The organism is Arthrobacter sp. CMU6, from assembly GCF_059090205.1.
Genome location: NZ_JBNHFL010000002.1, coordinates 212,533 through 236,925 on the forward strand (window position 1 = coordinate 212,533; position 24,393 = coordinate 236,925).

Annotated in this window: 21 protein-coding genes and 1 tRNA gene; 8 read left to right on the plus strand and 14 right to left on the minus strand. The window is 67.6% G+C overall.

What is annotated here, in order from left to right:
• Positions 1–34: 34 nt before the first annotated feature.
• From AC5RWD_RS02370 to AC5RWD_RS02380, 3 genes are all read right to left on the minus strand, one after another.
• Positions 35–688: a phosphoribosyltransferase gene (locus AC5RWD_RS02370; protein ID WP_494018508.1), complete on the minus strand. Its 654-nt coding sequence runs from the start codon at positions 686–688 to the stop codon at positions 35–37.
• A gap of 63 nt (positions 689–751) precedes the next feature.
• Complete coding sequence (locus AC5RWD_RS02375) at positions 752–1,579, minus strand: alpha/beta fold hydrolase (RefSeq protein WP_494018509.1); 828 nt, start codon at positions 1,577–1,579, stop codon at positions 752–754.
• Positions 1,580–1,700: 121 nt separating this feature from the next.
• The gene (locus AC5RWD_RS02380; protein ID WP_494018510.1) at positions 1,701–3,083 is read right to left on the minus strand and encodes an amino acid permease; all 1,383 of its coding nucleotides are present in this window, start codon (positions 3,081–3,083) and stop codon (positions 1,701–1,703) included.
• 187 nt (positions 3,084–3,270) lie between these two features.
• Between AC5RWD_RS02380 and AC5RWD_RS02385 the strand changes: the two genes are divergently transcribed.
• The 5 genes from AC5RWD_RS02385 to AC5RWD_RS02405 are packed head-to-tail and all read left to right on the plus strand — an operon-like array spanning position 3,271 to position 9,077.
• The gene (locus tag AC5RWD_RS02385) at positions 3,271–3,981 is read left to right on the plus strand and encodes an NUDIX hydrolase (RefSeq protein WP_331574896.1); all 711 of its coding nucleotides are present in this window, start codon (positions 3,271–3,273) and stop codon (positions 3,979–3,981) included.
• Positions 3,978–5,285 carry a quinolinate synthase NadA gene (nadA, locus tag AC5RWD_RS02390; RefSeq protein ID WP_494018511.1) on the plus strand — a complete coding sequence of 436 codons (1,308 nt, stop codon included), beginning with the start codon at positions 3,978–3,980 and terminating at the stop codon, positions 5,283–5,285. Before AC5RWD_RS02385 ends, nadA begins: the two co-directional genes overlap by 4 nt.
• A gap of 13 nt (positions 5,286–5,298) precedes the next feature.
• Positions 5,299–7,041 carry an L-aspartate oxidase gene (gene nadB, locus AC5RWD_RS02395; protein WP_494018512.1) on the plus strand — a complete coding sequence of 581 codons (1,743 nt, stop codon included), beginning with the start codon at positions 5,299–5,301 and terminating at the stop codon, positions 7,039–7,041.
• Positions 7,034–7,906, plus strand: coding sequence for a carboxylating nicotinate-nucleotide diphosphorylase (gene nadC / locus AC5RWD_RS02400; protein WP_494018513.1), 873 nt, complete (start codon positions 7,034–7,036; stop codon positions 7,904–7,906). The genes nadB and nadC overlap by 8 nt, the downstream gene beginning before the upstream one ends.
• Before the next feature lie 7 nt (positions 7,907–7,913).
• Positions 7,914–9,077, plus strand: a complete 1,164-nt coding sequence (locus tag AC5RWD_RS02405; RefSeq protein WP_494018514.1) for a cysteine desulfurase family protein — start codon at positions 7,914–7,916, stop codon at positions 9,075–9,077.
• Here the strand turns inward: AC5RWD_RS02405 and AC5RWD_RS02410 are convergent.
• Both AC5RWD_RS02410 and AC5RWD_RS02415 read right to left on the minus strand, forming a co-directional pair.
• Positions 9,074–9,976, minus strand: a complete 903-nt coding sequence (locus AC5RWD_RS02410) for a fumarylacetoacetate hydrolase family protein (protein ID WP_494018515.1) — start codon at positions 9,974–9,976, stop codon at positions 9,074–9,076. The two genes, AC5RWD_RS02405 and AC5RWD_RS02410, sit on opposite strands and share 4 nt — an antisense overlap.
• A gap of 80 nt (positions 9,977–10,056) precedes the next feature.
• Positions 10,057–10,722 carry a DUF1684 domain-containing protein gene (locus tag AC5RWD_RS02415; protein WP_494018516.1) on the minus strand — a complete coding sequence of 222 codons (666 nt, stop codon included), beginning with the start codon at positions 10,720–10,722 and terminating at the stop codon, positions 10,057–10,059.
• A gap of 118 nt (positions 10,723–10,840) precedes the next feature.
• Here AC5RWD_RS02415 and AC5RWD_RS02420 point away from each other — a divergent pair, with 118 nt between their 5' ends.
• Together AC5RWD_RS02420 and AC5RWD_RS02425 are read left to right on the plus strand one after the other, a co-directional pair.
• The gene (locus AC5RWD_RS02420) at positions 10,841–11,629 is read left to right on the plus strand and encodes a hypothetical protein (RefSeq protein ID WP_494018517.1); all 789 of its coding nucleotides are present in this window, start codon (positions 10,841–10,843) and stop codon (positions 11,627–11,629) included.
• A gap of 66 nt (positions 11,630–11,695) precedes the next feature.
• Positions 11,696–12,502 carry a transglutaminase-like domain-containing protein gene (locus AC5RWD_RS02425; protein WP_494018518.1) on the plus strand — a complete coding sequence of 269 codons (807 nt, stop codon included), beginning with the start codon at positions 11,696–11,698 and terminating at the stop codon, positions 12,500–12,502.
• An 83-nt stretch (positions 12,503–12,585) separates the two neighbouring features.
• On the opposite strand, the gene AC5RWD_RS02430 is transcribed toward AC5RWD_RS02425, so the two are convergent.
• The 8 genes from AC5RWD_RS02430 to bcp form a co-directional block, all read right to left on the minus strand.
• Positions 12,586–13,053: a MarR family winged helix-turn-helix transcriptional regulator gene (locus AC5RWD_RS02430; RefSeq protein ID WP_494018519.1), complete on the minus strand. Its 468-nt coding sequence runs from the start codon at positions 13,051–13,053 to the stop codon at positions 12,586–12,588.
• Positions 13,053–14,213 carry an LLM class flavin-dependent oxidoreductase gene (locus AC5RWD_RS02435; RefSeq protein ID WP_494018520.1) on the minus strand — a complete coding sequence of 387 codons (1,161 nt, stop codon included), beginning with the start codon at positions 14,211–14,213 and terminating at the stop codon, positions 13,053–13,055. The genes AC5RWD_RS02430 and AC5RWD_RS02435 overlap by 1 nt, the downstream gene beginning before the upstream one ends.
• 124 nt (positions 14,214–14,337) lie before the next feature.
• Entirely contained in the window at positions 14,338–17,556 is a 3,219-nt protein-coding gene (locus tag AC5RWD_RS02440) for an efflux RND transporter permease subunit (protein WP_494018521.1), read from the minus strand.
• A 77-nt stretch (positions 17,557–17,633) separates the two neighbouring features.
• On the minus strand, positions 17,634–19,139 hold the full coding sequence (locus AC5RWD_RS02445; protein WP_494018522.1) for a malate:quinone oxidoreductase: 1,506 nt from the start codon (positions 19,137–19,139) through the stop codon (positions 17,634–17,636).
• 77 nt (positions 19,140–19,216) lie between these two features.
• Positions 19,217–20,866, minus strand: coding sequence for an ABC transporter substrate-binding protein (locus AC5RWD_RS02450; protein WP_494018543.1), 1,650 nt, complete (start codon positions 20,864–20,866; stop codon positions 19,217–19,219).
• Between the two features lie 292 nt (positions 20,867–21,158).
• Positions 21,159–21,830: a fasciclin domain-containing protein gene (locus AC5RWD_RS02455; RefSeq protein ID WP_494018523.1), complete on the minus strand. Its 672-nt coding sequence runs from the start codon at positions 21,828–21,830 to the stop codon at positions 21,159–21,161.
• Positions 21,831–22,087: 257 nt separating this feature from the next.
• A tRNA-Leu gene (locus AC5RWD_RS02460) sits at positions 22,088–22,169 on the minus strand.
• Between the two features lie 131 nt (positions 22,170–22,300).
• Positions 22,301–22,777, minus strand: coding sequence for a thioredoxin-dependent thiol peroxidase (bcp, locus tag AC5RWD_RS02465; RefSeq protein ID WP_494018524.1), 477 nt, complete (start codon positions 22,775–22,777; stop codon positions 22,301–22,303).
• An 86-nt stretch (positions 22,778–22,863) separates the two neighbouring features.
• On the opposite strand from bcp, the gene AC5RWD_RS02470 reads away from it, so the two are divergent.
• Positions 22,864–23,349 (plus strand): MarR family winged helix-turn-helix transcriptional regulator, encoded by a 486-nt coding sequence (locus tag AC5RWD_RS02470; RefSeq protein ID WP_494018525.1) that lies wholly within the window; start codon positions 22,864–22,866, stop codon positions 23,347–23,349.
• Positions 23,350–23,375: 26 nt separating this feature from the next.
• Here AC5RWD_RS02470 and AC5RWD_RS02475 read toward each other — a convergent pair whose 3' ends face one another.
• Positions 23,376–24,374, minus strand: coding sequence for a LacI family DNA-binding transcriptional regulator (locus AC5RWD_RS02475; protein WP_494018526.1), 999 nt, complete (start codon positions 24,372–24,374; stop codon positions 23,376–23,378).
• Positions 24,375–24,393 lie beyond the last annotated feature (19 nt).

A 24,393-nucleotide genomic window follows, 5' to 3' on the forward strand; every position in this document is an offset into this window, starting at 1 on the left:
TGGCAGCCGGCACTGAACCTGGGGTAAGCCGGCCCTAGATGCGGGCGCCATGCAGAAGGGCAATGGCGTCCTCGTCGCTCAGTTGGTCGAAACGCCGGTAAAAGGCTCCCACAGCCCGGAATCTTCCCGGCAGATGGAGGCACAGGACGTTGCAAACCCGGGACAGTGACTTCTCTGCCTCGATCGATCCGACGGGCGCGGCGGCCACTACTTCTGCTGCGCCGGCCATCCGTACGGCCTCGACCGCCGCCCGCATGGTGGCCCCCGTCGCCAGGCCGTCGTCCACCAGCAGGACTGTCTTGCCATGCACATCGGGGTCCACTGCGGGATAGCTGCCGGCGCGTCGCATCAGTTCGGCCCGCTCCCGGTGCTCCACCTGCTCGAGCCACTCCTGCCGCACGCCGTCGTCAAGGATGCGTTCCACGAGCGGCCTGTTGAGAAGGCGGACGATCCTTCCGCCCGAGTAGGCCAGTGCGCCGAATGCGGTCTCGTCATGGCCCGGAATGCCGAGTTTGCGGACTAGCAGGGCGCCGAAGGGCAGGTGGAGGACCTCGGCCGTGGCGGCGGCCACCGGGATGCCGCCTCGGGCCAGGCCCAGCACCAAGGTGTCCGGGCGCTCGCGGAACTGCGGAAGGGCGGCCGCAAGCTGCCGTCCTGCGTCTTCCCGGTCTTCAAAAACCATGGCCATGGGTTCCTCTTCCGGTGTCTCCGCCCCCAAAGTCCAGCCTACGCCGGTCGGCTGCGGCTGGCCCTAGCTGCCGAGGAACGCGATGGCCGCCTGCTTGAAGGCGCGGCTGGTGATGGCGTTGGTGTGCGTGCGACCGGGCAGGACGAGCTGCTCGGCCATGGAGCCGGCCTTCAGGGCCAGTTCGGCAAGCTGTGGCATGGACGCGGCGCGCTCGTCGTTTTCACCGGCCACCAGCAGCACGGGCATGTGCGGCACGGCCTCGGCCGGATCGTACGGTTCACCCTTGATGGCCTCAACCAGGGACAGCAGGGCGAAGATGTTGTTGCTCGGCAGCGCCTGCGCCATGCTCAGCAGCCCAGCCGTCGATGCGTCGTCAATGGGCGTGCCGTCGGCCAGGTATCGCTGGGCGGCCACGAGGTCGAAGGCCGCCAGCGGGTCGGCCATGTTCGGGCCGCCCAGGACCAGCCGGTGGACCAGCTCCGGCTGGGTGGCGCCGAACTCCCAGGCGAGCCGGGAGCCGAGGGAATAGCCGATCACGTCGAGCCCGCTGGCGAGGTCACCGTCGCGCAAAGGCCGGGCGCCGGCGTCGAACGCGATCTGCAGGAGGTCTGCCCTGATCCGGCTGGGGGAGTAGGAGTCCATGTCCTCCGGCGCGCCGCTCCGGCCGTGGCCGGGAAGGTCGACGGCGATGACGCGGCGGCCGGCCTCCAGGAGCGCGGCGATCCAGCCGGTGTCCTCCCAGTTCAGCTTGCTGGACGCAGAGAAGCCATGGATGAGGAGGACGGGGCGGAGGCCGGCGTCGTTCCGGGGATCGTGCACTTCAACGTAAAGCTGCGGGTCGGTGCCCTCAACCGTGTGGGAGTGCTGTTCGCCGGTGTGTCTGCCGCTCATCGCCTCAGTCCTCGTCAAGTCTCAATCCTCGTCAGGTACAAGGCTCGCCGGAACTGCTTCGTCGCCGGTCCGCCGTGGATGGGCACCACTCTACCTGCCAGCGGACCAGGGAAATCCATGGCTAGGAGCGCCGGGCGCGCCGGGATGCCGCCAACCGGGCGCCTGCCCAACAGGCGGCTGCGATGCCGGCAATGAGCAGCAGTGTGCTGATCAGCTGGATGCGGCTGCTCTCTGCGCTGAAACCCACGGCAAACACCAGCCCAAGCAGCACGAGGCCGAACACGGTCAGCCCCGGGAAGCCCTTCATCCGCAGCGGCAAGGGGGAACCCTCGCGATCCGCCCGCCGACGCAGGATGAGCTGGGAGACCAGTGCCGAACCCCAGACCACGAGGCAGGTGGACCCGACCAACTGGAACAGGGCGGGCAGGATGCGCTCGGGAAACAGCAGTTCCAGGACCGTGGCGATGAAGCCGAACGCGACGGAGACGCCGACGGCCACCATGGGCACGCCTGCGCGGCTGAGCCGGGACAGGAAGCCGGGAGCCTCGCCGCGCTCTGCGAGCGAGAACACCATGCGCGACGCCCCGTAGAGGTTGGCGTTGAGGGCGGACAGCAGGGCGACGACGGCCACCAGGGTGATGGCCGTGGCGGCACCCGGGATGCGCGCGGCATCCAGCACGCCCGCGAACGGCGAGGACAGGGCCTCCGACGTGGCCGGAAGTACAGCGGCGATCACGAAGACGGAGCCGATGTAGAAGACGAGGATCCGCCATACGACAGTCCGGATGGCCTTGGTGACGCTGTGCTCGGGGTCTTCAGTTTCAGCAGCTGCGACGCTCACGATCTCCGTGCCGCCAAACGCAAAGATCACCACGAACAGTGCCGTGGCAATGCCGGCCAAGCCCGATGGCGCGAAGTCTCCCGTGATGTTGGCCAGTGCCGGGGAGGCCACATCCGGCAGGAGCCCCAGCAGCAGCGCGACGCCGATGGCGAGGAACAGGACGATCGCGGCCACCTTGAGAATGGCAAACCAGAACTCGAACTCGCCGAAGTTCTTCACGCCGGCGAGGTTGATGCCCGTGAAAACCACCATGAACACCAGGGAGAGCGCCCACACCGGAACCACCGGCCAGACCGAAAACAGCAGCCCCGCGGCACCGAGCGCCTCGGCGGCGATGACCACCACCAGCTGCAGCCACCAGAGCCAACCCACGGTCGCCCCGGCGGTCTTGCCCATGGCGCGTTCGGCGTACACGGAGAAGGCGCCGCTGTCGGGGTTGGCTGCTGCCATCTCGCCGAGCGCCCACATAACCAGGATGATGAGCGTGCCGGCCACAAGGTACGAAACCAGGACTGCGGGGCCGGCTGCCTGCACGCCGGCGCCGGAGCCCAGGAAGAGCCCGGCACCTATGGCACTGCCCAAGCCCATCATGGTGAGCTGGCGGGGCTTCATGCTGTGGCGGAGCTGGACTGCGGGTCGGTCTGCTGTGGACTTCATCGTCATGCTGCGTACCTTCTTGGGGTTGGGGGAACTGGTCCTTTTGGGACCTTTCGAATTTACACCCAACTTCCGGCGAAACATTTTGCATCCCGGGCAACCGGCCGTAGAATCAGTTCGAGTCAAAATGACTATAACTAATCCAGGGTGAGCCCGACAGGGCTTCCCAATCGCAGCGAAGCGGGTGATCACCGTGTACACCACCTCAGCCAATGTGGCGGAGCGGCAGTCCGCGCCGCCGTCGCTCGCCATCTCCACGGTGATCTTCGCACTCCGCCCCAGCGAGTCCTCCGGCCGCCCCACGCTCTGGATCCCGCTGGTCCGCCGGATCCGGGAACCGTTCAAGGGCCAGTGGGCGCTGCCCGGCGGTCCGCTGACGCACGCAGAGTCACTGCAGGACGCCGCTTCGCGGAACCTGCGGGAAACCACCGGCCTGGCACCCAGCTACCTCGAGCAGCTCTACGCCTTCGGCGGCCTGCACCGCTCACCCACCCAGCGCGTGGTGTCCATCGTCTACTGGGCGCTGGTCCAGCCCACCGAAGCCGCGCTCGCGGACGAATCAGAGAACGTCCGGTGGTTCCGCGCGGACAAGCTCGGCAGCCTGGCCTTCGACCACAACGCGATTGTGGACTATGCCCTCTGGCGCCTGCGGAACAAGCTGGCCTACGGCTCCATCGCCTACCACTTCCTGGGGGAGTACTTCACCCTCGCCCAGGTCCGCGAGGTCTACGAAGCCGTGCTGGACACGCAGCTGGATCCCGCCAACTTCCGCCGGCAGATCAAGTCGACGCCGGAAATCGAAGAAACCGGTGAATACCTCCAGGGCGGCAAGCACCGCCCGCCGCGTCTTTACCGATTTACCGGCCGCCCCGGCCTCGACCCAGATAACAGGAGCACCCCATGAGCAGCGTCAACACTGCCATCCAGCTGATCACGCGTGAACAGGCCGAGAAGGCCGCTGCCGCTGGCACCGGCGGCACCTGCAGCCCGGCGCTTGCCAAGGGGCCCTGGGAGTATGACCTGGCGGAAACGCTCGCCGGTGTTCCGGCCTACGGTCCAGGAGCCTCCAGCGCGGACGTGGCCCCTGCCTCCACGCCGCGCCAGGGCCAGCTTCCCGAGGAGTACAAGCTGGCCAGCGAAGCCGAGCTCGATGCCCGGATCCGGGCTGCCAAAGCGGCGCTGGGCGACCGGGCGGTCATCCTGGGCCACTTCTACCAGCGCGATGAGGTTGTCCAGTACGCCGACTTCGTCGGCGACTCCTTCCAGCTGGCCAACGCCGCACTGACCCGGCCCGACGCCGAAGCGATCGTGTTCTGCGGCGTGCACTTCATGGCCGAAACCGCTGACACCCTCTCCAGGCCCGAGCAGGCTGTCATCCTGCCCAACCTCGCCGCCGGATGCTCGATGGCGGACATGGCCGACGCCGATTCCGTGGAGGACTGCTGGGAACAGCTCGAGGAAATCTTCGGCACCGAACCCGACGCCGAAGGCCGCGTTCCGGTCATCCCCGTCACCTACATGAATTCCTCCGCCGCGCTGAAGGCCTTCTGCGGCCGGAACGGCGGCATCGTCTGCACCTCCTCCAACGCCAAGACGGTCCTCGAATGGGCCTTCGAGCGCGGCCAGCGGGTCCTGTTCTTCCCGGACCAGCACCTCGGCCGGAACACGGCGAAGGCGCTGGGCGTCCCGCTTGAACAGATGCCCATGTGGAACCCGCGCAAGGAGCTCGGCGGCAACGACGAGCAGGCGCTGCTGGACTCCCGCGTCATCCTCTGGCACGGCTTCTGCTCGGTCCACAAGCGCTTCAGCGTCGCCCAGATCGAGAAGGCCCGCGCCGACTTCCCCGGCGTCAACGTCATTGTGCACCCCGAATGCCCCATGGAAGTGGTGGACGCAGCCGACTCCGCAGGGTCCACGGACTTCATCCAGAAGGCCATTGCGGCGGCCACCGAGCCCACGGTCTTCGCGATCGGCACCGAGATCAACATGGTGAACCGGCTGGCGGCCCAGTACCCGCAGCACACCATCTTCTGCCTGGATCCGGTCATCTGCCCCTGCAGCACCATGTACCGGATCCACCCCGGCTACCTGGCCTGGGTCCTCGAAGAGCTCGTTGCCGGCCGCGTGGTCAACCGCATCACCGTCGATGATGACGTGCAGCAGGACGCCAGGACGGCACTCGAGCGCATGCTCGCCGCCAAGCCCTGATAGAGAGCCCACAATGACCAGCGAAAACGGAAGGGCCGGCCGCCGGCGGTTCGCCGTCGTCGGCAGCGGCATCGCCGGCCTCTACGCCGCCCTGCTCGCGGCGGAGGCAGGCGCCGACGTGGTGCTGCTGACCAAGGGCGCGCTCGCGGAGAGCAACACCTACTTCGCCCAGGGCGGCATTTCCGCCGTCCTCGACGAACCGTCGCCGGGCGACACCGTGGCCGCCCACATCGCCGACACCCTGAGGGCCGGCGCCGGGCACTGCAACCCGGAGGCTGTCCGCGTGCTCTGCACGGAGGCGCGCCGGGACATCGCCGGGCTCGGCCGCTTTGGCGTCCGCTTCGACCTGGACGACGACGGCGACCCCGCCCTGGGTCTCGAAGCCGCCCACTCCGCGCCGCGCATCCTGCACGCCGGCGGCGACGCCACCGGCGCCGGCATCGCGAACGCCCTGATCTGCGCCGTGCTGGCAGCACAGGCCACAGGCAGGATCCGGCTGCTGGGCCACGCCAGCGTCACCGCCCTTCTGCAGCAGGGCCGCCGGGTCACGGGAGTCGAGTTCCTGCAGGACGGCCGGCCGGGCAGGATCCAGGCCGACGCCGTACTGCTGGCCACGGGCGGGGCAGGGCAGCTATTCGCGCAGACCACCAACCCTTCCGTTGCCACCGCGGACGGTCTCGCCCTCGCCTGGCGTGCCGGTGCTGCCGTCGCGGACCTGGAATTCTTCCAGTTCCACCCCACCTGCCTGGCACGGCCCGACGGCGGGCCGGCGGCCGGGGACGGCCAGGATCCGCTGCTGATCTCCGAGGCTGTGCGCGGCGAGGGCGCCATCCTCGTTGACGCCCGGGGCAGCCGGTTCCTGCACGGCTACCACTCCGACGCCGAACTCGCCCCGCGCGACGTCGTTTCCCGCAGCATTGCCCTGCATCTGGCCGCGCTCGGCGACCCCAACGGCCACGTCTACCTCGATGCCCGGGGCATCGAGGACGCCCGGGGAGCAGGGTTCCTGGCGCGCCGCTTCCCCACGATCACCCGCCGCACCCTGGAGGCCGGCATCGACTGGACCCGGGAGCTCGTCCCGGTCGCGCCGGCGGCACACTACTGGATGGGCGGGGTCTCCACCGACCTGCACGGCCGGACCACCGTTCCCGGGCTCTTCGCAGCCGGCGAAGTGGCCTGCACCGGCGTCCAGGGCGCCAACCGCCTGGCCAGCAACTCGCTCCTCGAAGGATTGGTGTTCGGCCGGCGGGCTGTTGAGGCGTTTCTTGGCGACGCTCCTACGCTCGGGGCGTCGCAAGACAGCACTACTCCGCCGGTGGCGTCGGCTAACCTTGCCCTGACCCGCGACCGAGAGGCTAGTGACCGAGTCGCCCAGCCCTACCCCGAGGAGATATTGGGAGATGCCGCACCTGGGGAGTTCTCCCGTGGTGCTCTCCGGCGGGTGATGACTGCCAAGGCTGGGGTGCTTCGCAGTGGCGAGCTGTTGCGGGAGGTAGGGGCCACGCTGGCGGCGTGGGCCGCCGTCGTACGCCCTGAAGCGGTGCCGCAGGCAGCGGACCCGCGGACCCACGAGGACGCCAACCTGCTGCTCGCCGCGCAGCTGCTGGTCCACGCGGCGAGGGAGCGGCGGGCGTCGCTCGGCGCGCACTACCGCGACGACGGCCTGCTGGAACCGGTCACCAGCCTGGACGGCCAGGCACACGACCTAGACGAAGAATTCAGAATGAGCCCGAAAGCGAGCCTTGTCCATGACTAGCCTGACCCTCCCAGCAGCACCCGTCCGCGAGATCCTGGAGCGGGCCTTCACGGAGGATGCGCCCAGCGGTGACATCACCTCGCAGCTGCTGATCCCGGCCGAGGCCCGCGCCACCGCCGTGCTGAACGCCCGCGTCCCGGGGGTCTTCAGCGGCGGCAGCGTCTTCCGTGACGCCATGCTGATGGTGGATCCGGACACGCAGGTGGAGCTGCTCGTGGCCGACGGCGAGGCCTTCGCGGCCGGAACAAAGCTCGCGCGGGTCACCGGCCGGGCACGAAGCGTGCTGCTCGCCGAACGGGTCGGCCTGAACCTGGCGCAGCGAATGAGCGCCATCGCCACCAAGACCGCGGAATTCGTGGCCCTGGCCGCCGGCACCAAGGCACGCATCACGGACACCCGCAAGACCACCCCCGGACTCCGCGTCCTGGAACGGTACGCGGTCCGCTGCGGCGGCGGCGCCAACCACCGCTACAGCCTTTCCGACGCCGTACTGGCCAAGGACAACCACCTGGCCGTCATGACCGGCGGAGACCCGGCACGGCTGACCGCGCTGCTGGCCGACGCGAAGGCCCAGCTCGGACACACTACCCACTTCGAGGTGGAGGTGGACAGCGCCGACCAGATCGAACCCGTCCTGGCCGCCGGGGTGGACACCATCATGCTGGACAACTTCAGCCTTGAGGAACTCCGCGCCGGCGTCCAGCAGGTCGCCGGGCGGGCCGTGGTGGAAGCCAGCGGCAACGTCAACCTCCGCACGGTGGCGGACATCGCCGCCGCCGGTGTGGACGTCATCTCCGTCGGGGCCCTGACGCACAGCGTCACGGCCCTGGACCTTGGCCTGGACGTCGAACTGACAGTGGGGTGAACGCACCATGATCTTCCTGGACGCAGCAGCAACAACTCCCGTCCGCCGCGAAGTGCTGGAGGCCATGTGGCCCTACCTCACCGGCGAATTCGGCAACCCGTCAAGCCACCATTCGCTCGGTGACTCGGCCGCGCGGGCGCTCGCGGATGCCCGCAAGACCGTGGCCGCGGTTTTGGGCTGCAGGGCCGCGGAGATCACCTTCACGTCGGGCGGCACGGAGGCGGACAACCTCGCCGTCAAGGGTATTGGCCTGGCGCGGCAGGCCGCGGACCCGGCCCTGAACCGGGTGGTGATCAGCGCCGTCGAGCATCCCGCCGTGGAGGAGTCCGCACGCTACCTCGAACGCTTTCACGGCTTCACCGTGGACGTCGTGCCGGTCGACGGGAACGGGACGGTGACCCCGGCGGCACTCGCTGCGGTGCTGCGGGATGAAACCGCGCTAGTCAGCATCATGTACGCCAACAACGAGGTGGGCACCGTCCAGCCGGTGGCCGAACTCGCGGCCCTGGCGAGGAGGCAGGGGATTCCCTTCCACACTGACGCCGTGCAGGCCGCCGGCTGGCTGCCGCTGGACGTGAAGGCACTCGGGGTGGACGCCCTGAGCATCTCCGGGCACAAGCTCGGCGCGCCCAAGGGCAACGGGGTCCTGTTCGTTCGGGGCCGGACCCGCGTCGAGCCGCTGGTGCATGGCGGCGGCCAGGAACGCGGCCGGCGGTCCGGCACCGAAAACGTTGCGGGCGCCGTGGCCCTGGCCACCGCCCTCACCCTGGCGCACGCGGACCGGCCCGCGCTCGCGGGACGCGTCACGGGCCTCCGCGACCGTTTTGTCGCCGCGGTGCTTAGCAGCGTTCCCGGTGCCGTGCTGACCGGCCATCCGTCCGAACGGCTGCCCTCGGTGGCGTCCTTCTGCTTCCCGGGAACCAGCGGCGAGTCCGTTCTCCTGGAACTCGAGCGCCAGGATGTGGTGTGCTCCAGCGGCTCGGCGTGCGCGGCCGGATCGGATGCTCCGTCGCCGGTGCTGGTGGCCCTCGGCATCGAGGCGGAGGCGGCACAGACCGCCGTGCGGTTCAGCTTTGATTCATCGGTGACCGCCGCCGACCTGGAAGCTGCCGCCGAGGCGGTGACGGCCGCCGTCGGAAGCGTCCGGAACCTGGGCCTGATTCCGGGTTAGGGTGCCGCTGAGCCAGCGGCCGTGACGGGGTTGGACAGCTCGCCGATTCCGCCCACCCTGCAGGTGACCGTGTCGCCAGGCTGGATGCCGGCGCTCGCGGCCGGGAACCCGGTGAGCACCAGGTCGCCGGGGTGCAGGGTCATGAACGAGGTGAGGTAGACGAGGATCTCGTCCACCTTCCAGCCCAGGTCCGCCGTGGATGCCGCGGGCAGTTCGGCGCCGTTGTGGACGACGCCGACGGGCAGGTCCGCGTGGTCCAGCCCGGTGACAATCCACGGGCCGGCCGGTGTGAAGGTGTCCTGGCTTTTGGCGCTCAGCCACAGCTCATCCGACTTCTGCCGCCGGCGCGCGGTGACGTCGTTGCCGATGGTGTAGCCCAGTACTGCGGTCCGTGCGTTGCCGGGCGTCAGGTTTTTCGCGGTCCGTCCGACGACGACGGTAAGTTCCGCTTCCGGCTCCACCAGTCCGATACCGCCGGGCAGCTCAATCGCCTCGCCCGGCCCGATCACGCTGGTGGCCGCCTTGTGGAAGGCCTGTGGGGGAAGGTCCCGCCCGGCCTGCCCCGTGTTGTGGGCCATTCCTAGGACATTGGCCGGCACGCTGGGCGCCAGGAACGTGAAGCTGTCCTCGGAGACCTCAGCCCCTGGTTCCCATCCCTTGCGGTGGCCGCTGCCGGCGTTGGCGCGTGAACCGGGAAACGGCGACTCCACCACCGTCCATGTCCGTCCCGCGGTGCCCGTGAAGTCCGCAGCGTCGTTGGCTATGAAGAACTGTTCAGGGAGCTGAGCTGCGTCTGAATCTGAGTCTGGGGCCGTGGACGGCGACGAGACTGAAGACGGCCCCGGGGCAGGGGCGAGGGGCCGGACGCGGGCGATTCGCCGCGGGAGAGCTGGGGTCATTCAGCCATCGTAGGCCGTCCGCAACTGCATGGCAGTGCCGTCAGGAACTGTGTGACAGTGCCATCCGGAACTGCATGGGATCAGTACAGCTCACCGACGGGGATCTCCACAGCCAACCGGTTGGCCGGGCCGGCGAGCGGGCAGGCCCAGGCCTCGTTGTACGCGCACGACGGGTTGTAGGCAAAGTTGAAGTCCAGCACATACTGGACGTCCTGCCCCGGACCGCGGACGACGCCATGGAATGCGCCCTTGATGGTGTCCAGCAGGTAGCGGCCAGCGCCGTAGCTTCCGCCGGGCTGGCCAGCGGTGGCGTCCCGGAACGGAACGAAGATCCCGCCCCCGTAGCCCATCAGCTTCCACACGGCCAGCTGTCCCATTTCCGGCAGGTCGAATGTTCCCAGCCGGACAAACCGGACCACGCCGTCGGTCCCTGTGTCGACGTTCATTTCACGCCCGGCACCCTCCTTGGTCAGGGGTACGTAGAAGCGGTAGATGGGATCGTAGTCGGCGGTCTTGAGGCCGTAGAAGGACGCCTTGGCCTCGGCTGTCAGGGCCGAGGCGGGGTGGGTGCCGAACATGCGGTCGCGCTCCTGGCGCCAGTAGGCGTGGGCCTCTTCCGGGCTGTCTGCGGCAATCTTGCGCACGGTGTCGTAGAGGGCGAAAGTCCGCAGCCGCCAGTCTGCAATGTCGAGCGCGGACATGTTCGCCAGGGTCTGCTCCGCTGGGTCCAGCTCATGTTCGGCCATGATCTCAGCCTAGCCCCTTTGTGATGACCGTCTGCCCAGGCCGCCGGGAAGCGGTGGGACCGCGAAACGCTGGCCGGCAGCCCCCGGATGGGACCGGCCTCGCGGTTAGGCTGGAGCCATGACAGGGATCACGGCTTCTGGACGCAGGGGCATCGCCGCCGTCGTACTGTTGACGGCGGGCCTGCTGACCGGCTGCAGCAGCGACGGCAAGGGCACCCCCGCCTGGACCGCGGAGCCGGGCACCAGCACGGCTGCCGGTCCCGCATCGGGTTCCGCGGGGCCTTCCGCAACCGCCTCGGCCAGTGCCACCGCAACAGCCGGGGCCACGGCAGCCGCCTGGAAGGTCTTCAGCGACCCTGCCAAGACCGTGAGTTTCGAGCTGCCGCAGGACTGGATAGCCCAGTCCGTTGACCCTGACAAGGGAACCCTTCCCGGCGCCGTGAAGATCGAGGTCAAGGATGCCGACGGCGCTTACCTCGCCACCCTGCAGACAGGCCTGCCCGACACCAACGCGGCGAGCTGCGCCGCATCTGCCCGCAAGCCCTACGTCGTCGTCAGCAGTGTTCCCGTGGAGCTGCCGCACAGCGGCGGGCAGGGCACCATCGATCCGCACGTGGTGTTCAGGGTGATCCAGGGCTACCGCTACTTCGGCTCCTACGGCATCACCAACCTGGTGGGCGGCGCCGATTCCAAGGCCTGCCAGCTGCAGAACGTTGTGCTGGGCCTGGCGGGCAAGGGCAACTACTCCTTCAGCGACGTGCGCTCACTGAAGGCGTTTGCGCCGGATGAAAAGGTGGCTCCGGCCAAGGCTTTCGACACCCTCGACCAGGCCGCCGGCTACGTCAACAAGGGCTCCGAATTCGCCAACGTCCAGCGGATGCTAATGTCTCTGGAGATCAAGAACTAGTCCCGCTGCCTCCAGCACACCCCAGCCCGCAGCCGCGACTGACGGCGCCTCAAACCCCGGAGACCGATGGAACGTACTGTTGCTGCCCGCCTGGTATTCAAGACCGTGGCCGACACCAAGGTGGCAATGGCCATCTCCGTGGCGAGGAACGCCGGCTACTCGTCGTTGGACGAGAACCTCAGCGTCACGGCCGACGGGGAACAGGTTCCCCTGACGGAGCTTTCGGACCACCACGGGGGCAGGTTCCATTACATGGAGTTTGCTGAACCCACTGAGGTCACCGTGGACTACTCGGCTACCGTTGCAGGCCTCGCGCAACCGGAGGAGCCCTCCCTGATGGAGCTGATCCGCTATGTCCGGCCCAGCCGGTACGCCGAGTCCGACCGCCTGCTTCCCACGTCCTATGCCGAGTTCGGCGGACTCCAGGGCGAGGAACTCCTGCACGCCATACGCAATTGGGTGTTCAACGAACTGCGCTACGTCAGCGGCTCCTCCCGGGGCACGGACGGCGCCGTGGAGACCCTCCTGAACCGGCGCGGCGTCTGCCGCGACTACGCCCACCTGGCGATCTCGCTGCTGCGAGCCAAGAACGTGCCTGCGCGGCTCGCGGCCGTGTATGCGCCGGGCCTGTCCCCGATGGACTTCCATGCCGTGGCCGAGGCCCACATCAACGGGGCCTGGCACGTGATCGACCCCACCGGCCTGGCGCCCAGGACTGCCATGCTGCGCATCACCTCCGGCCGCGACTCCTCCGACACCGCCTTCCTGTCCACCGTGGGCGGAAGCCTCTCCCTCCGGGAGATCAGGGTCTCCGCCACGGTGAACGGGGACCTGCCGGCGGATGATCCGGACAAGCTGGCCGTCATCCGCTGACCGCAGGGCGGGGAAGGCGGACGACGGCGGGTCCGGGGTCCCGCCGTCGTCCATCCCGATAACCTGGGCCGCCGGCCGTCCCGCTAACGGGGCGGGAGCGACGCGCGCAGCTTCTCCGTGAGGCGGAGCAGCTCCCGCTGCTCCGCCGCCGTCAGCGCCGGGCCAACAAGCTCGGCGATGTCCCGCACGTGCTCCCGGCCGATTTCCTTCTGCAGGGCCGCGCCCTCCTCCGTCAGCTTCAGCAGCACGCCGCGGCCGTCGTCCGGGGCCGCCATGCGCTCCACCAGGCCGCGCTTCTCCAGCCGGTCCACCAGCCTGCTCAGGCTGGACTGGCTCAGGAGCACGTTGTCGTTCAGTTCGTTCAGCCGCAGCCAGCCTGACGGGCACCGCGACAGCGTGAACAGCACGTCGTACTCATTGACCGCCAGGCTCCGGAATGCAGGGCCGGACTGCAGCCGGCGCATCACGGCGACCTGCGCACGGAACAGCGACTCCCAGGTTTCTGCAGCCAGCCTGACGGCGGACGTCGCCGGTGCATTCCGGGGTGCCATCACGCCTCCGTCGGGGAGGACACGGCAGCCGTGTCCTGGCCGATCCCGGCGCCGGAGGCAACTCCCTCGCCGGCAGCGCCTTCGGCTGCGATCCGTGCGGCGACGCGTCCGGCGTGCGTGGGCGGAGCCGGGATGTGGGCGGGGGTGCGCTCCGCGTACTCCTTGCGCAGGACCGGCAGGACTTCCTCGCCGAACAGGTCCAGCTGCTCCAGGACGGTCTTCAGCGGCAGGCCGGCGTGGTCGATCAGGAACAGCTGGCGCTGGTAGTCGCCGAAGAACTCGCGGAACGTGAGGGTCTTCTCGATGACCTCCTGCGGGCTGCCGACGGTGAGCGGGGTCTGCGAGGTGAAGTCCTCGAGCGACGGGCCGTGGCCGTAGACGGGGGCGTTGTCGAAGTACGGCCGGAATTCCCTGACCGCGTCCTGGGAGTTCTTCCGCATGAAGAACTGCCCGCCCAGCCCCACGATGGCCTGGTCCGCCTTGCCGTGGCCGTAGTGCTCGTAGCGCTCACGGTACAGGCCGATCAGCTGCTGGTAGTGCTCCTTGGGCCAGAAAATGTTGTTGGCGAAGAACCCGTCACCGTAGTACGCCGCCACCTCCGCGATCTGCGGCGTGCGGATGGAGCCGTGCCATACAAAGGGGGCCACGCCGTCGAGCGGGCGCGGGGTGGAGGTGAAGTTCTGCAGCGGCGTGCGGAACTTTCCGGACCAGTTGACGGTGTCTTCGTCCCACAGCTTGCGCAGCAGGCTGTAGTTTTCGATGGCGAGCTCGATCCCGTCCTGGATGTTTTTGCCGAACCAGGGGTAGACCGGGGCCGTGTTGCCGCGGCCCAGCACCAGGTCCACGCGGCCGTCGGACAGGTGCTGAAGCATGGCGAAGTCCTCGGCGATCTTGACCGGATCGTTCGTGGTGATCAGCGTGGTGGCGGTGGACAGCGTAATGCGCTCGGTCTGGGCGGCGATGTACGCGAGCGTGGTCGTGGGGGAGGAGGAGAAGAACGGCCGGTTGTGGTGCTCACCGAGGGCGTAGACGTCCATGCCGATTTCTTCGACCTTCTTGGCGATTGCCACGGACGCCTTGATCCGCTCGTGCTCGGTGGGGGTCCGGCCCGTGGTGGGGTCCTGGGTGATGTCGCTGACGCTGAATACGCCGATCTGCATGATGAGCCTTCCGTTCGCCGGGTTGTTCGGGGCCTGTGTTAACAGTGTACCCGATTTACATGCATTTGCATGTACTCGCCTCAACGTCTCCGGCGCCAGGATATTCCCGGGGAAGGGATGCCGGTCAGTCGGGGGAGCCGGGGGCGGCGCGCCGTCCGCTGAGCTTGGGCACCATGCCGGTGGTCCAGTCGGCGAGCTCGGCATCGACGTCGTCGTCCGCAGGGGAGAAGCCGGGCCGTTCCCTGAGCTGGCGCAGGAGCTCCTTTTTCTCTTTCCGCCCCTCCACCAGCCGGTACAGCACCGGGACGAGGACCAGCGTGAGCGCCGTGGAGGAGACGAGCCCGCCGATCACCACGATGGCCAGCGGCTGGGAAATGAAGCCGCCGCCGCCCGTCATGCCCAGGGCCATGGGGGTCAGCGCGAAGACCGTGGCCAGCGCGGTCATCAGGATGGGCCGCAGCCGCTGCCGTGCGCCGTGGGTAATGGCGTCGGCAACGCTCATCCCCGGCTTGCCGCCCTGCGGTTTGCGGTACTGGTTGATCAGGTCGATCAGCACGATGGCGTTGGTTACCACGATGCCCACGAGCATCAGCATGCCGATCAGCGACGGCAGCCCCAGCGGCACCCGCGTGACCAGGAGCAGGGCAACCGCTCCGGTGGCGGCGAACGGCACCGAAACGAGGAGGATCAGCGGCTGCACCAGGGACTTGAACGCAGCCACCATGATCACGTAGACGATGGCGATGGCGGCCAGCAGTGCGAGGCCCAGTTGCCTGAAGGACTCGGCCTGCTGGGTGGTGGCGCCGCCGATCTCCGCGGTCACCCCGGCGGGGAGGTCAACGGCCTTGAGGCGCTGCTGCACCTCCGCGCTGACGGCGCCCAGATTGGAGCCCGACGGCGTGATGGACACCTGCGCGGTCCGCTGGCCGTTGCTGGAGGTGATGGAGACGGGGACGTCGACCTGCTCGACGGTGGCAATCCGGCCGAGCGGGACGGCGCCGGAGGCGGTTGGGAGCGGGATGTCGCGGACGGCGGCGATGCTGGTGAAGCGCTTCCCTTCCCCGATCTGGACGGGGAAATCGTCAGTGTCGATGCGCACGGTGCCGGCGGGGACGGGGCTGATGGTGGAAGCGAGAACGCCCGCCACCTGCTCTTCGGTCAGGCCGGCGGCAACGGCCTTGGCCCGGTCAACCTTCACCTGCACCACCGGCTGGGTGGCAGCGAGATTGGTGGTCACCTCGCTGCTTCCCGGAACTCCGGTCATGGCCTTGACCATGGCGTCGCTGGCCTTCCGCAGGTCTTCGGAGGTGGCCGCCTTCAGGGTGATGTCCACCGTGGAGGACGTTCCGAACCCGCCCTGCTGGGAACCGACGGAAATCTTGCCGGCAGTACCTGCCGCCGCCAGTTCGCTGCGGACGGTCTCCTGGAGCCTGCCCTGGTTCGCTTTTTCGTCGGTGACAACAGTGAACGAGGAATTGGAGGCGCCGGAGGACGTCAGCGCGGTGAAGCCCGCCTGCGCATTGCCGGAGGTCACCTGGACGTTCCTGATCCCGTCGATGTCCAGGAGCACGTCCTCGATCTTCCGGGCCGCGGCGCTGGTGTCGTCAAGGCTCGTGCCGGCCGGAAGCTCCTGCTTGACCGTCATGCTGTTCTCGCCGGAGCGCCCCAGCAGGTCGGTGGCCAGCAGCGGCGTCATTGCGGCGGTCCCGCCGAGGACCAGGACCGCGGCGATCAGGGTGAGCACCGGGTGCTTCTGGGTCTTGTTCAAAACGGGCAGGTAGCCGCGCTGCAGGATGCTGCGCTGCTCGGCCTCGTGCGCTTGCGCCTGGACTTCCCGGGCGGACCGCGGGCCCTCGCCGGCGCCGACGTCCGCGGGGCTCTGGAGGAACCAGTACGCGAGCACGGGGACGATGGTCAGGGACACCAGGAGCGAGGAGAGCAGGGCAATGGTGACCGTCAGGGCGAACGGACGGAACAGTTCACCCGCGAGCTCGCCGACAAACGCGATCGGGAGGAAAACCGCCACGGTGGTCAGCGTCGAGGCGGTGATGGCGCCGGCCACCTCACGGATGGACGTGAGGATCGCGGTGAGCTTGGCTTCGCCGTAGCTCAAATGCCGCTTGATGTTCTCGATCACCACGATCGAGTCATCCACCACCCGGCCAATGGCGATGGTGAGCGCCCCGAGCGTGAGGATGTTCAGCGAATATCCCGTGCCGGAGAGGCCGATGAAGGTGATCAGCAGCGACAGCGGAATGGAGACGGCGGTGACCAGGGTGGAGCGGACGGACATGAGGAAGAGGAGAATGACGGCCACCGCGAAACCGAGTCCCAGGAGGCCCTCCGTGGTGAGGTCCTTGATGGACTTCTCGATGAAGGGTGCCTGGTCGAAGACGGGGGTGAACTTGGCGCCCGAGCCAAGCTCCGCCTCGAGCTGCGGCAGGAGATCCTTGACCGCGTGCGAGATGGCCACCGTGTCGCCCTCGGGCTTCTTCGTCACGGAGATGGCCAGCGTTTCGAGGCCGTTTGTCCGGGTGATGGATGTCCGCGCGTCATCCTCGATGCTGACGTCTGCCACAGAGCCGATGGTGGTGCCGGCGCCGGCCCCGCTCAGCGGCAGCGCCTTAACCGCGGCTACAGAGTCGACCGGGCTGCCGATCTGCAGGGAGAGGCTCTGGCCCTTTTCCTCAATCGTGCCCGCCGGAACAAGGTCGCCGTTGTTGGTCAGGGCATTCCGGACTGACTGGATGCTGGCGCCGCCGGCGGCCATCCTGGCCGGATTCGGCTGGATGAGGATGTGCCGGCTGGCGCCGCCCGTCACGTCGGCCCCGCGGACGCCATCGAGCTTTTGCAGCCTCGGTACCGACAGCCGCTGCAGGTCCGTGTTCAGCGCACTCAGCGGCTTGTCGGAGGAAACGGCGAGGAAGACGATCGGGAAATCGCTGATACTGCCGGCGATGGCCTGGGGCTGAACGTCGTCGGGTAGCGTGCGCTTCGCGTTGGAAATCGCCCGGTCAATCTGGTTCCGGGCCCGGTCCAGGTTGGAACCGTAGGTGAACACCAGGCTGATCTGCGATACGCCGTTGCGGGAGGTGGACGACGTCGACTCCAGGCCTTCGACGCCGTTCAGCGCCGTCTCCAGCGGCCTGCTGACCTGCTTGTCCACCACCTCGGGCGACGCCCCGGGCATCGACGTGAGCACCGTGATCCGCGGGAACTCAATCGAGGGAATGAGTTCCTGCTTCAGCGAGGACATGGTGATCACGCCGAAAACCGAGGCGAAGATGGTGATCAGCGCGATGAGCGCGCGGTTCCCGAGGGATAGTTGGGCCAGCCGGAACATCGCATGATCTCCTGGGTCGACGGACTGTTTGCCTGGTGGGAGCCTGCCGCAACCCGCGCCGGGTCAGCGCTGGACGGTCACCGCTGGACTGCGGGCGATACTTCCAGCTGGAGGCTCTTGGCGGTGGCCTTCTCGAGCTCCGCCGCCAGCTCCGGGTGGTCGTTGAGCTTGACGCCGTAGCCCGGCATCATGTCCTTGAGCTTGGACTGCCAGCCCTTGAAGTTCTTGGGGAAGGACTTCTGCAGCAGCTCGATCATGATGGGCACCGCCGTGGAGGCTCCCGGTGAGGCGCCGAGCAGGGCGCCGATGGAACCGTCGCGGGCGGCAATCACCTCGGTTCCGAACTGCAGCACACCGCCCTTCTTCGGATCCTTCTTGATGATCTGCACACGCTGGCCGGCGGTGATGAGTTCCCAGTCGCCGTCCTTGGCCTCGGGGTAGTACTCGCGCAGGGCCTCCACCTTGTCGCCGTGGCGCTTGGCCACTTCCTTGACCAGGTAGGCGGTCAGGTCCATGTTGTCTTTGGCCACGGCGAGCATCGGGATGATGTTGCTGGGCCGGATGGACAGCGGGAGATCGAGGTAGCTGCCGTTCTTCAGGAAGTTCGTGGAGAAGCCGGCGTAGGGGCCGAACAGCAGGGAGCGCTTGCCGTTGACGTAGCGGGTGTCCAGGTGCGGCACGGACATGGGCGGCGCGCCGACGGAAGCCTGGCCGTAGACCTTGGCGTTGTGCTGGGATGCGAGGGCCGGGTCCGTGCAGCGGAAGAACTGGCCGGAAACGGGGAACCCGCCGAAGCCTTTGCTCTCCGGGATGCCCGAGGCCTGCAGCAGGTGGAGCGCCCCGCCGCCGGCGCCGACGAAGACGAACTTGGCCCGGATGCTGCCGCGCTCACCGGAAGCGGGGTGCTTGAGCGAAAGGTCCCAGCCGCCGTCGGACGCCCTGCGGACATCGGTGACGTCGTGGCCGTAGTTGATTTCGACGCCGTTGTTGGCCAGGTAGCCGGTGAGCTCACGGGTCAGGGCGCCGAAGTCGACGTCGGTGCCTTCGGCGGCGCGGGTGGCGGCGACGCGCTGCTTCGTGTCACGGCCCTTGACGATCAGCGGCGCCCACTTGGCGATCTGCGCGAAGTCCTCTGAGTACTCCATGCTCCGGAACAGGGTGTGTTCCTTGAGCGCGTTGTACCGGGTCTTGAGGAAGTTCGAGTTGTCGTCGCCGATGACGAAGCTCATGTGCGGAACGGTGTTGATGAAACCCTTGGGGGAGCCGATCAGGGAGTTGTCCACCAGATGGGACCAGAACTGGCGGGACAGCTGGAACTGCTCGTTGATGTGCAGTGCCTTGGCAGGATTGACCGAGCCGTCTTTGGCTGCGGGGGAGTAATTAAGCTCACACAGCGCGGCGTGTCCGGTACCGGCGTTGTTCCACGGTCCCGAGCTCTCCAGGCCGGCCTCGTCAAGCCGCTCGAAGAGGGAGATGGTCCAGTTGGGCTCGAGCTGCTTGATGAACGCACCCAGCGTGGCGCTCATGATGCCGCCGCCAATAAGGACGACGTCGGCATGTTGGGTCTTGGAAATGAAGGTCACAATCAGTCTCCGATAGGCGGCTCTGGCTGTCACAGAATATCCCCGCACCGCCCACTAACTGAAATTGCGCCCCGGCGTCAAGGCCTCAGCTGGACCTTCGTGAAAACTTCATTTAATACCGGCGAGGCGGGATAGCTGATCACCCGGTCGGAGAGGGCCAGTGCGGAGATCGGGAAGGCGATGGGGACGGCGGGCAATGACTCCGCGATCTGGGCGTTGATGGTCTGGTACTGCTGCGTGCGTTCCTGGCCGTCCGGGAGTCCGCGGGCACGGTCGATCTTGGCGAACACCTGCGGGTCCTGGTAGCCGAACTCGCCGTTCTTCTCACCGAAGAGCGGCGCGAGGAAGTTGTCGGCGTCGGAATAGGAGCCGTTCCAGCCGAGCAGGTGCAGGGCATGGTCGCCGGGGTTCTGCACTTTCTGCAGGTAGCCGTCCGTCCAGTCCACGGGGACGGGCTGGATGTTCAGGCCGACCGCGGTGAGCTGGCGGCTGATCTCCGCATAGACCTTCTCCGGCGTGGGCAGGTACGGCCGCGTCACATTCATGGGGTAGTAGAACTTCAGGGCCTGGCCCTTGTAGCCGGCCTCAGCCAGGAGTTCCTTCGCCTTGCTTGGATCGTGGCCCAGCGCGGGCGCATTGTTGTTGAAGCCGCTCAGCTTGGGCGGAACGAACTGCGAGGCCTGGGCCGTGTTGTCGATGAAGAAGCGCCTGATCAGTGTGTCCTTGTCGATGGCCAGTTCGATCGCCTGGCGGACCTTGAGGTCCTTCAGCACGGGAATTTCCTGATTCATGCCCAGATACATCACGGAGAACGGGTCCCGCTGGATGATTTGCTTGCCGCGTTTGACCAGCTGGTCGAAGTTTCCGACGGTCACGGCGTCATAGCCGTCGATCCGGCCGTCCAGCAGGGCCTGCAGCCGCGTCTGCGGGTGGTCGTAGGTGACGAATTTGAGGGTGGCGATCTGCCCGCGGGTGCCCCAGTACTCCTTGTTGTCCGTGAGGGTGATGCCCGCGCTGTCCCAAGCCGCGAAGCGGAAGGGGCCGGTGCCCACGGGATGGGTGGCGTAGGCGGAAAGTGCCTGGCCGCCGCGCCGCACGCTGAGCTGGTCGGCCTTCCCGGCGGCCAATGCCCTGGGGGAGGACATGGCAAACGCGGGAAGCGTCAGGGCCTGGAGGAAGCCGGTGAAGCGCTCCGTGAGGCTGATCCGCACCCGAAGCGCAGACAGGGCGGTGCAGGATTTGTAGACGGACAGTTCCTTGTGGTCCGAGTGTTCCTTGAACACCCCCTTGAACGTGGTGCCCGGAGCCTGTTCCCGGAGTGCCGCGGAAAAGTTGAACCAGCGGTCGAAATTGGTGCAGACGGCGTCGGCGTTGAACGGGGAACCGTCGTGAAACCTGACACCGGGGCGGAGGGTGAAGGTGTAGGTCATGCCGTCCGCCGATTCCGTCCACTCAGTGGCGAGCAGCGGCGTGGGTTCGCCCGTTGTCTGGTCGACGCCCACAAGTCCCTCCAGGACCTGCCGGGTGACCCGCTGCGATTCGACGTCGTTGGCCAGTGCGGGGTCCAGGCCCAGGGGCTGCGAGGCTGTGCCGAAGGTGAAGGTCTCGGAAGGGACAGCGGCGGCCGTTGTGGTTGTCGCCGCAGCGGACGACGGCGTGGGCCCGGCTTCGCTGGTGCAGGAAGTGAGGGACAGGCCCAGAAGGACGGCGCCGGTCTTGAGGGCCATACGGCGCGGGATATTGCTTCTGGGCACTCGATTACCACCTCTGGACTGCTGGGGTGCGCGTGGGCGGCTGCTGCCCGCCACCCAGTCTAATTGACGGATCGCGCGCCCTTGGTTTAAGCGTGAGCCAGGACACGCCGGCGCCGGATGGCGCCAGGAGCGGCCGGACTAGATGCCGGGCGGCGCAGGCGGCACTGGGGGCACAGGGGGCAGGCACAGCGAAAGGCCGCGGACCGCACTGTCGGGTGCGGGCCGCGGCCTCTGCCCGGGACGGGTCCCGGAACAGGCTCAGTGACTACTTGGGCATCAGCACCGAATCCACGAGGTAAACGGTGGCGTTCGCCGTCTGGACGCCGCCGCAGATCACGTTGGCACCGTCCACCTTGAGGGCGTCCTTGGTGCCCGTCACGGTAACCGATCCGCCCTGGACCGTCTTGTGCGTGCCCACGATCTTGTCCGGCGTGACCTGGCCCGGGACCACGTGGTAGGTGAGGATCTTGCTCAGCAGGGCGTCATCCTTCTTGAGGGTCTCGATCGTTGCTGCATCGATCTTGGCGAAGGCGTCGTCAACCGGCGCGAACACCGTGAACTCACTGCCGTTCAGCGTGTCAACGAGATTGACCTTGGGGTTCAGCTTGCCGGACACCGCCGCTGTCAGCGTCTTCAGCAGGGGGTTGTTCGAGGCGGCGACGGCGACGGGATCCAGGGCCATGCCTGCGACGGAACCCTTACCGCTGGGAACCTGCTTGGCGTAGTCGGCACAGCCGGGCCCGGCGAGATTGGCGGCCGGATCCATGGCCGCCGTCGACGTCTCCGAGGGTGAGGGCGCCATGCTGGAGGCAGAGGGCTCGGCGGCGGCCGTCGAACTGCCGGACGTGCCGGCGGAGCCGCCGCAGGCGGTGAGGCTCAGCAGAGCGGCAGCTGCAATGCCTGCGACGGTGAAGGTTGAGCGCTTGTAAGACTGCATTTCGATTCTCCTTAGTTGTGCCGACGAACGGGACCGGAAGGAGTACGGCGTCCTCCGGCGATCCTTTCCGACTGTGGGGCACCGGCCCGGGTTGTTGGACAGGTGGGCGGTGTCTCACTGGGTATTCGCCTCGTCGGCAGCAGCGGATGGGTGAACCGGGAAAGATTTTCCGGCGGGCTCATGGCGGCCTGTGGCAGCGGCCCGTTAAACCAGGAAATCCCGGGCCGTGGCCCGGGATTTCCTGGTTATTGCTGTTGTGCGCAAGGGGGGACTTGAACCCCCACGCCCGAAGGCACAGGAACCTAAATCCTGCGTGTCTGCCAATTTCACCACTCGCGCCCGGCTCCGCCTGGTGCGCCCTGCCTGCTGTCAGCAGCAGAAAAACGCACGACGGCGGATGCCAGCCTCAATTGTACCGTCACCTGTGCGGTCCCCGCGGCAGGCGCCGGCGCTTGTCGGGCGCAGGATCATCAAACCTCTTCGAGCTTGAGGTCCTTGCGCAGCTTGGCGACGTGCCCGGTGGCCCGGACGTTGTACTGGGCCACGGCAACTTTGCCGTCGGCGTCCACCACCACGGTGGAGCGGATGAGGCCCTCGTAGGTGCGGCCGTAGTTCTTCTTTTCACCCCACGCGGCGTATGCCTCGGCAACTGCATGGTCCTCGTCCGAGAGGAGGGGGAAGGTGAGGCCCTCGGCGTCCGCGAAACTGGCCAGCTTGCCCACCGGGTCAGGCGAGATCCCCAGCACTTCGTAGCCGGCGGACTGAAGTGATGCCAGGCTGTCCCGGAAGTCGCAGGCCTGCTTGGTGCATCCGGGCGTGGCGGCGGCCGGATAGAAATACACGATGGTGTTCCGGCCGCGGTAATCGCTGAGGCTGACGTCCGCTCCCGTAGCGTCCTTCAGTGTAAAGCCGGGGGCGGTGTCGCCCGGCGTAAGTTTTTCAGCCAACGTTGTCTCCTTGTTTTGGTGCAGGACATTTCAGCTTAGTAAGGCTTCGTGTCGGGTACTAATCAGGCTTAGTTATACTTAGTGGTATGCCTGATATGGATCGCTGGCCCACAGGGCGCCTCTTGTCTACGGCGGCCCGCCTTGTTGAACACTCATGGAACGAGAAGCTCGGTGCCATTGGGCTCACCCACGCCGGCGTCATCGCCATCGAAGTGCTCTACAACAGTGGCCCGATGACCCAGGCGCAGCTGGCCCAGCTTGTCCGCGTACAGGCCCAGACCATGGGCAAAACGCTGAGCCGTCTCGAGTCGCACGGGCACATCGTACGCCAGCGCAGCACTTCGGACCGGCGCAGCCACGTCGTATCGCTCACGGAGCGCGGCACCGAAGCCGTCATGGCCGCAGCGGACATGGAACGGTCAGTTCTCGCCGCGGCGTCCATCGACCCGGACCTGCTCCGCCAGGAACTTCAGGCCGTGGTCCGGGAGTTGGCCAAGCGCTTCGCGTCACCCGAGACCAACGCCATCGTTGCCGGCGCCGACGCCGGGTTGACCGTCGAGGCCAATTCCTAGCACCGCGTCCATTCCCGGCTCGGCGGCTACCCGCCGGCAGGGGGAGCGGCAGTGGTCCTGCGTGCCACCAGGTGCGGGGTGCGCACGGCGTGCCCGGCCGGCTGGGTACCTTCTATCCGCGCCACCGCTCGGTCCACGGCCGCGGCGGCAAGCAGCGGCGCGTCCTGGCTGATCGAGGACAGCTGGACATAGCTGAGCCGCGCGAACTGGCTGTCGTCGTAGCCCAGCACTGACACGTCTGCCGGGACCTGGAGCCCCTGTGCCCGGAGGCTCTCGATGACCCCGAGAGCTGACCGGTCGTTGAAGGCAATGACGGCCGTCGGCATGACCGGGCCCAGGGTGTTGCCGGCGGACATCCCGTCTTCCTCCATCGCGCCGCCGGCAACGATGGCCGGTTCCAGTCCGCGGCGTTCCATCTCCGCCCGGAAGGCAGACCGGCGCGCTTCGGCAGAAACTGCGGAACCGCCGTCGATATGGACGATCCGCCGGTGCCCCAGGGACACGAGGTGCTCCACCGCCAGCCGGATGCCCTCGTAATCGTCACTGCTCACGGAGTCGGTAAGTTCGCCGACGTCGTTCCGGAGGAGGCTTACCACCGGCACCTGGCCGGCGTACCGGCCCAGTTCGTCGCTGCTGAGCGTGGGCGAGATCAGGATCAGAGCCTCGGACCCGAAATCCAACAGAGCCTCGATCGTCCGCGCCTCGGGCCTGCCGCTGGTGACACCGCCCAGTGCGAGTTCGTAGCCTTTGGCGCTGGCCTCGGCGTACGCGGCGTCCACAATTTCGGCGTGGAAAGCGTGCGCCGTGGAAAAGCTGAGACCCAGGAGTTTGGTCCGGGTGCTGCGCAGCAGCCGCGCACGGCTGTCTGGCCGGTAGCCGAGCTGGCGCGCGGCGTCGAGCACCTTCTGCCTCGTGGCTTCGGCCGCCCCGGGCGCGCCGCGCATCACGATGGAAACCAGGGCCCGGGATACACCGGCCGCTTCGGCTACGTCCATCAGGGTGGGGCGCCGTTGCTGTTCAGTCATGTGCCTCCTTGCTGCCAGC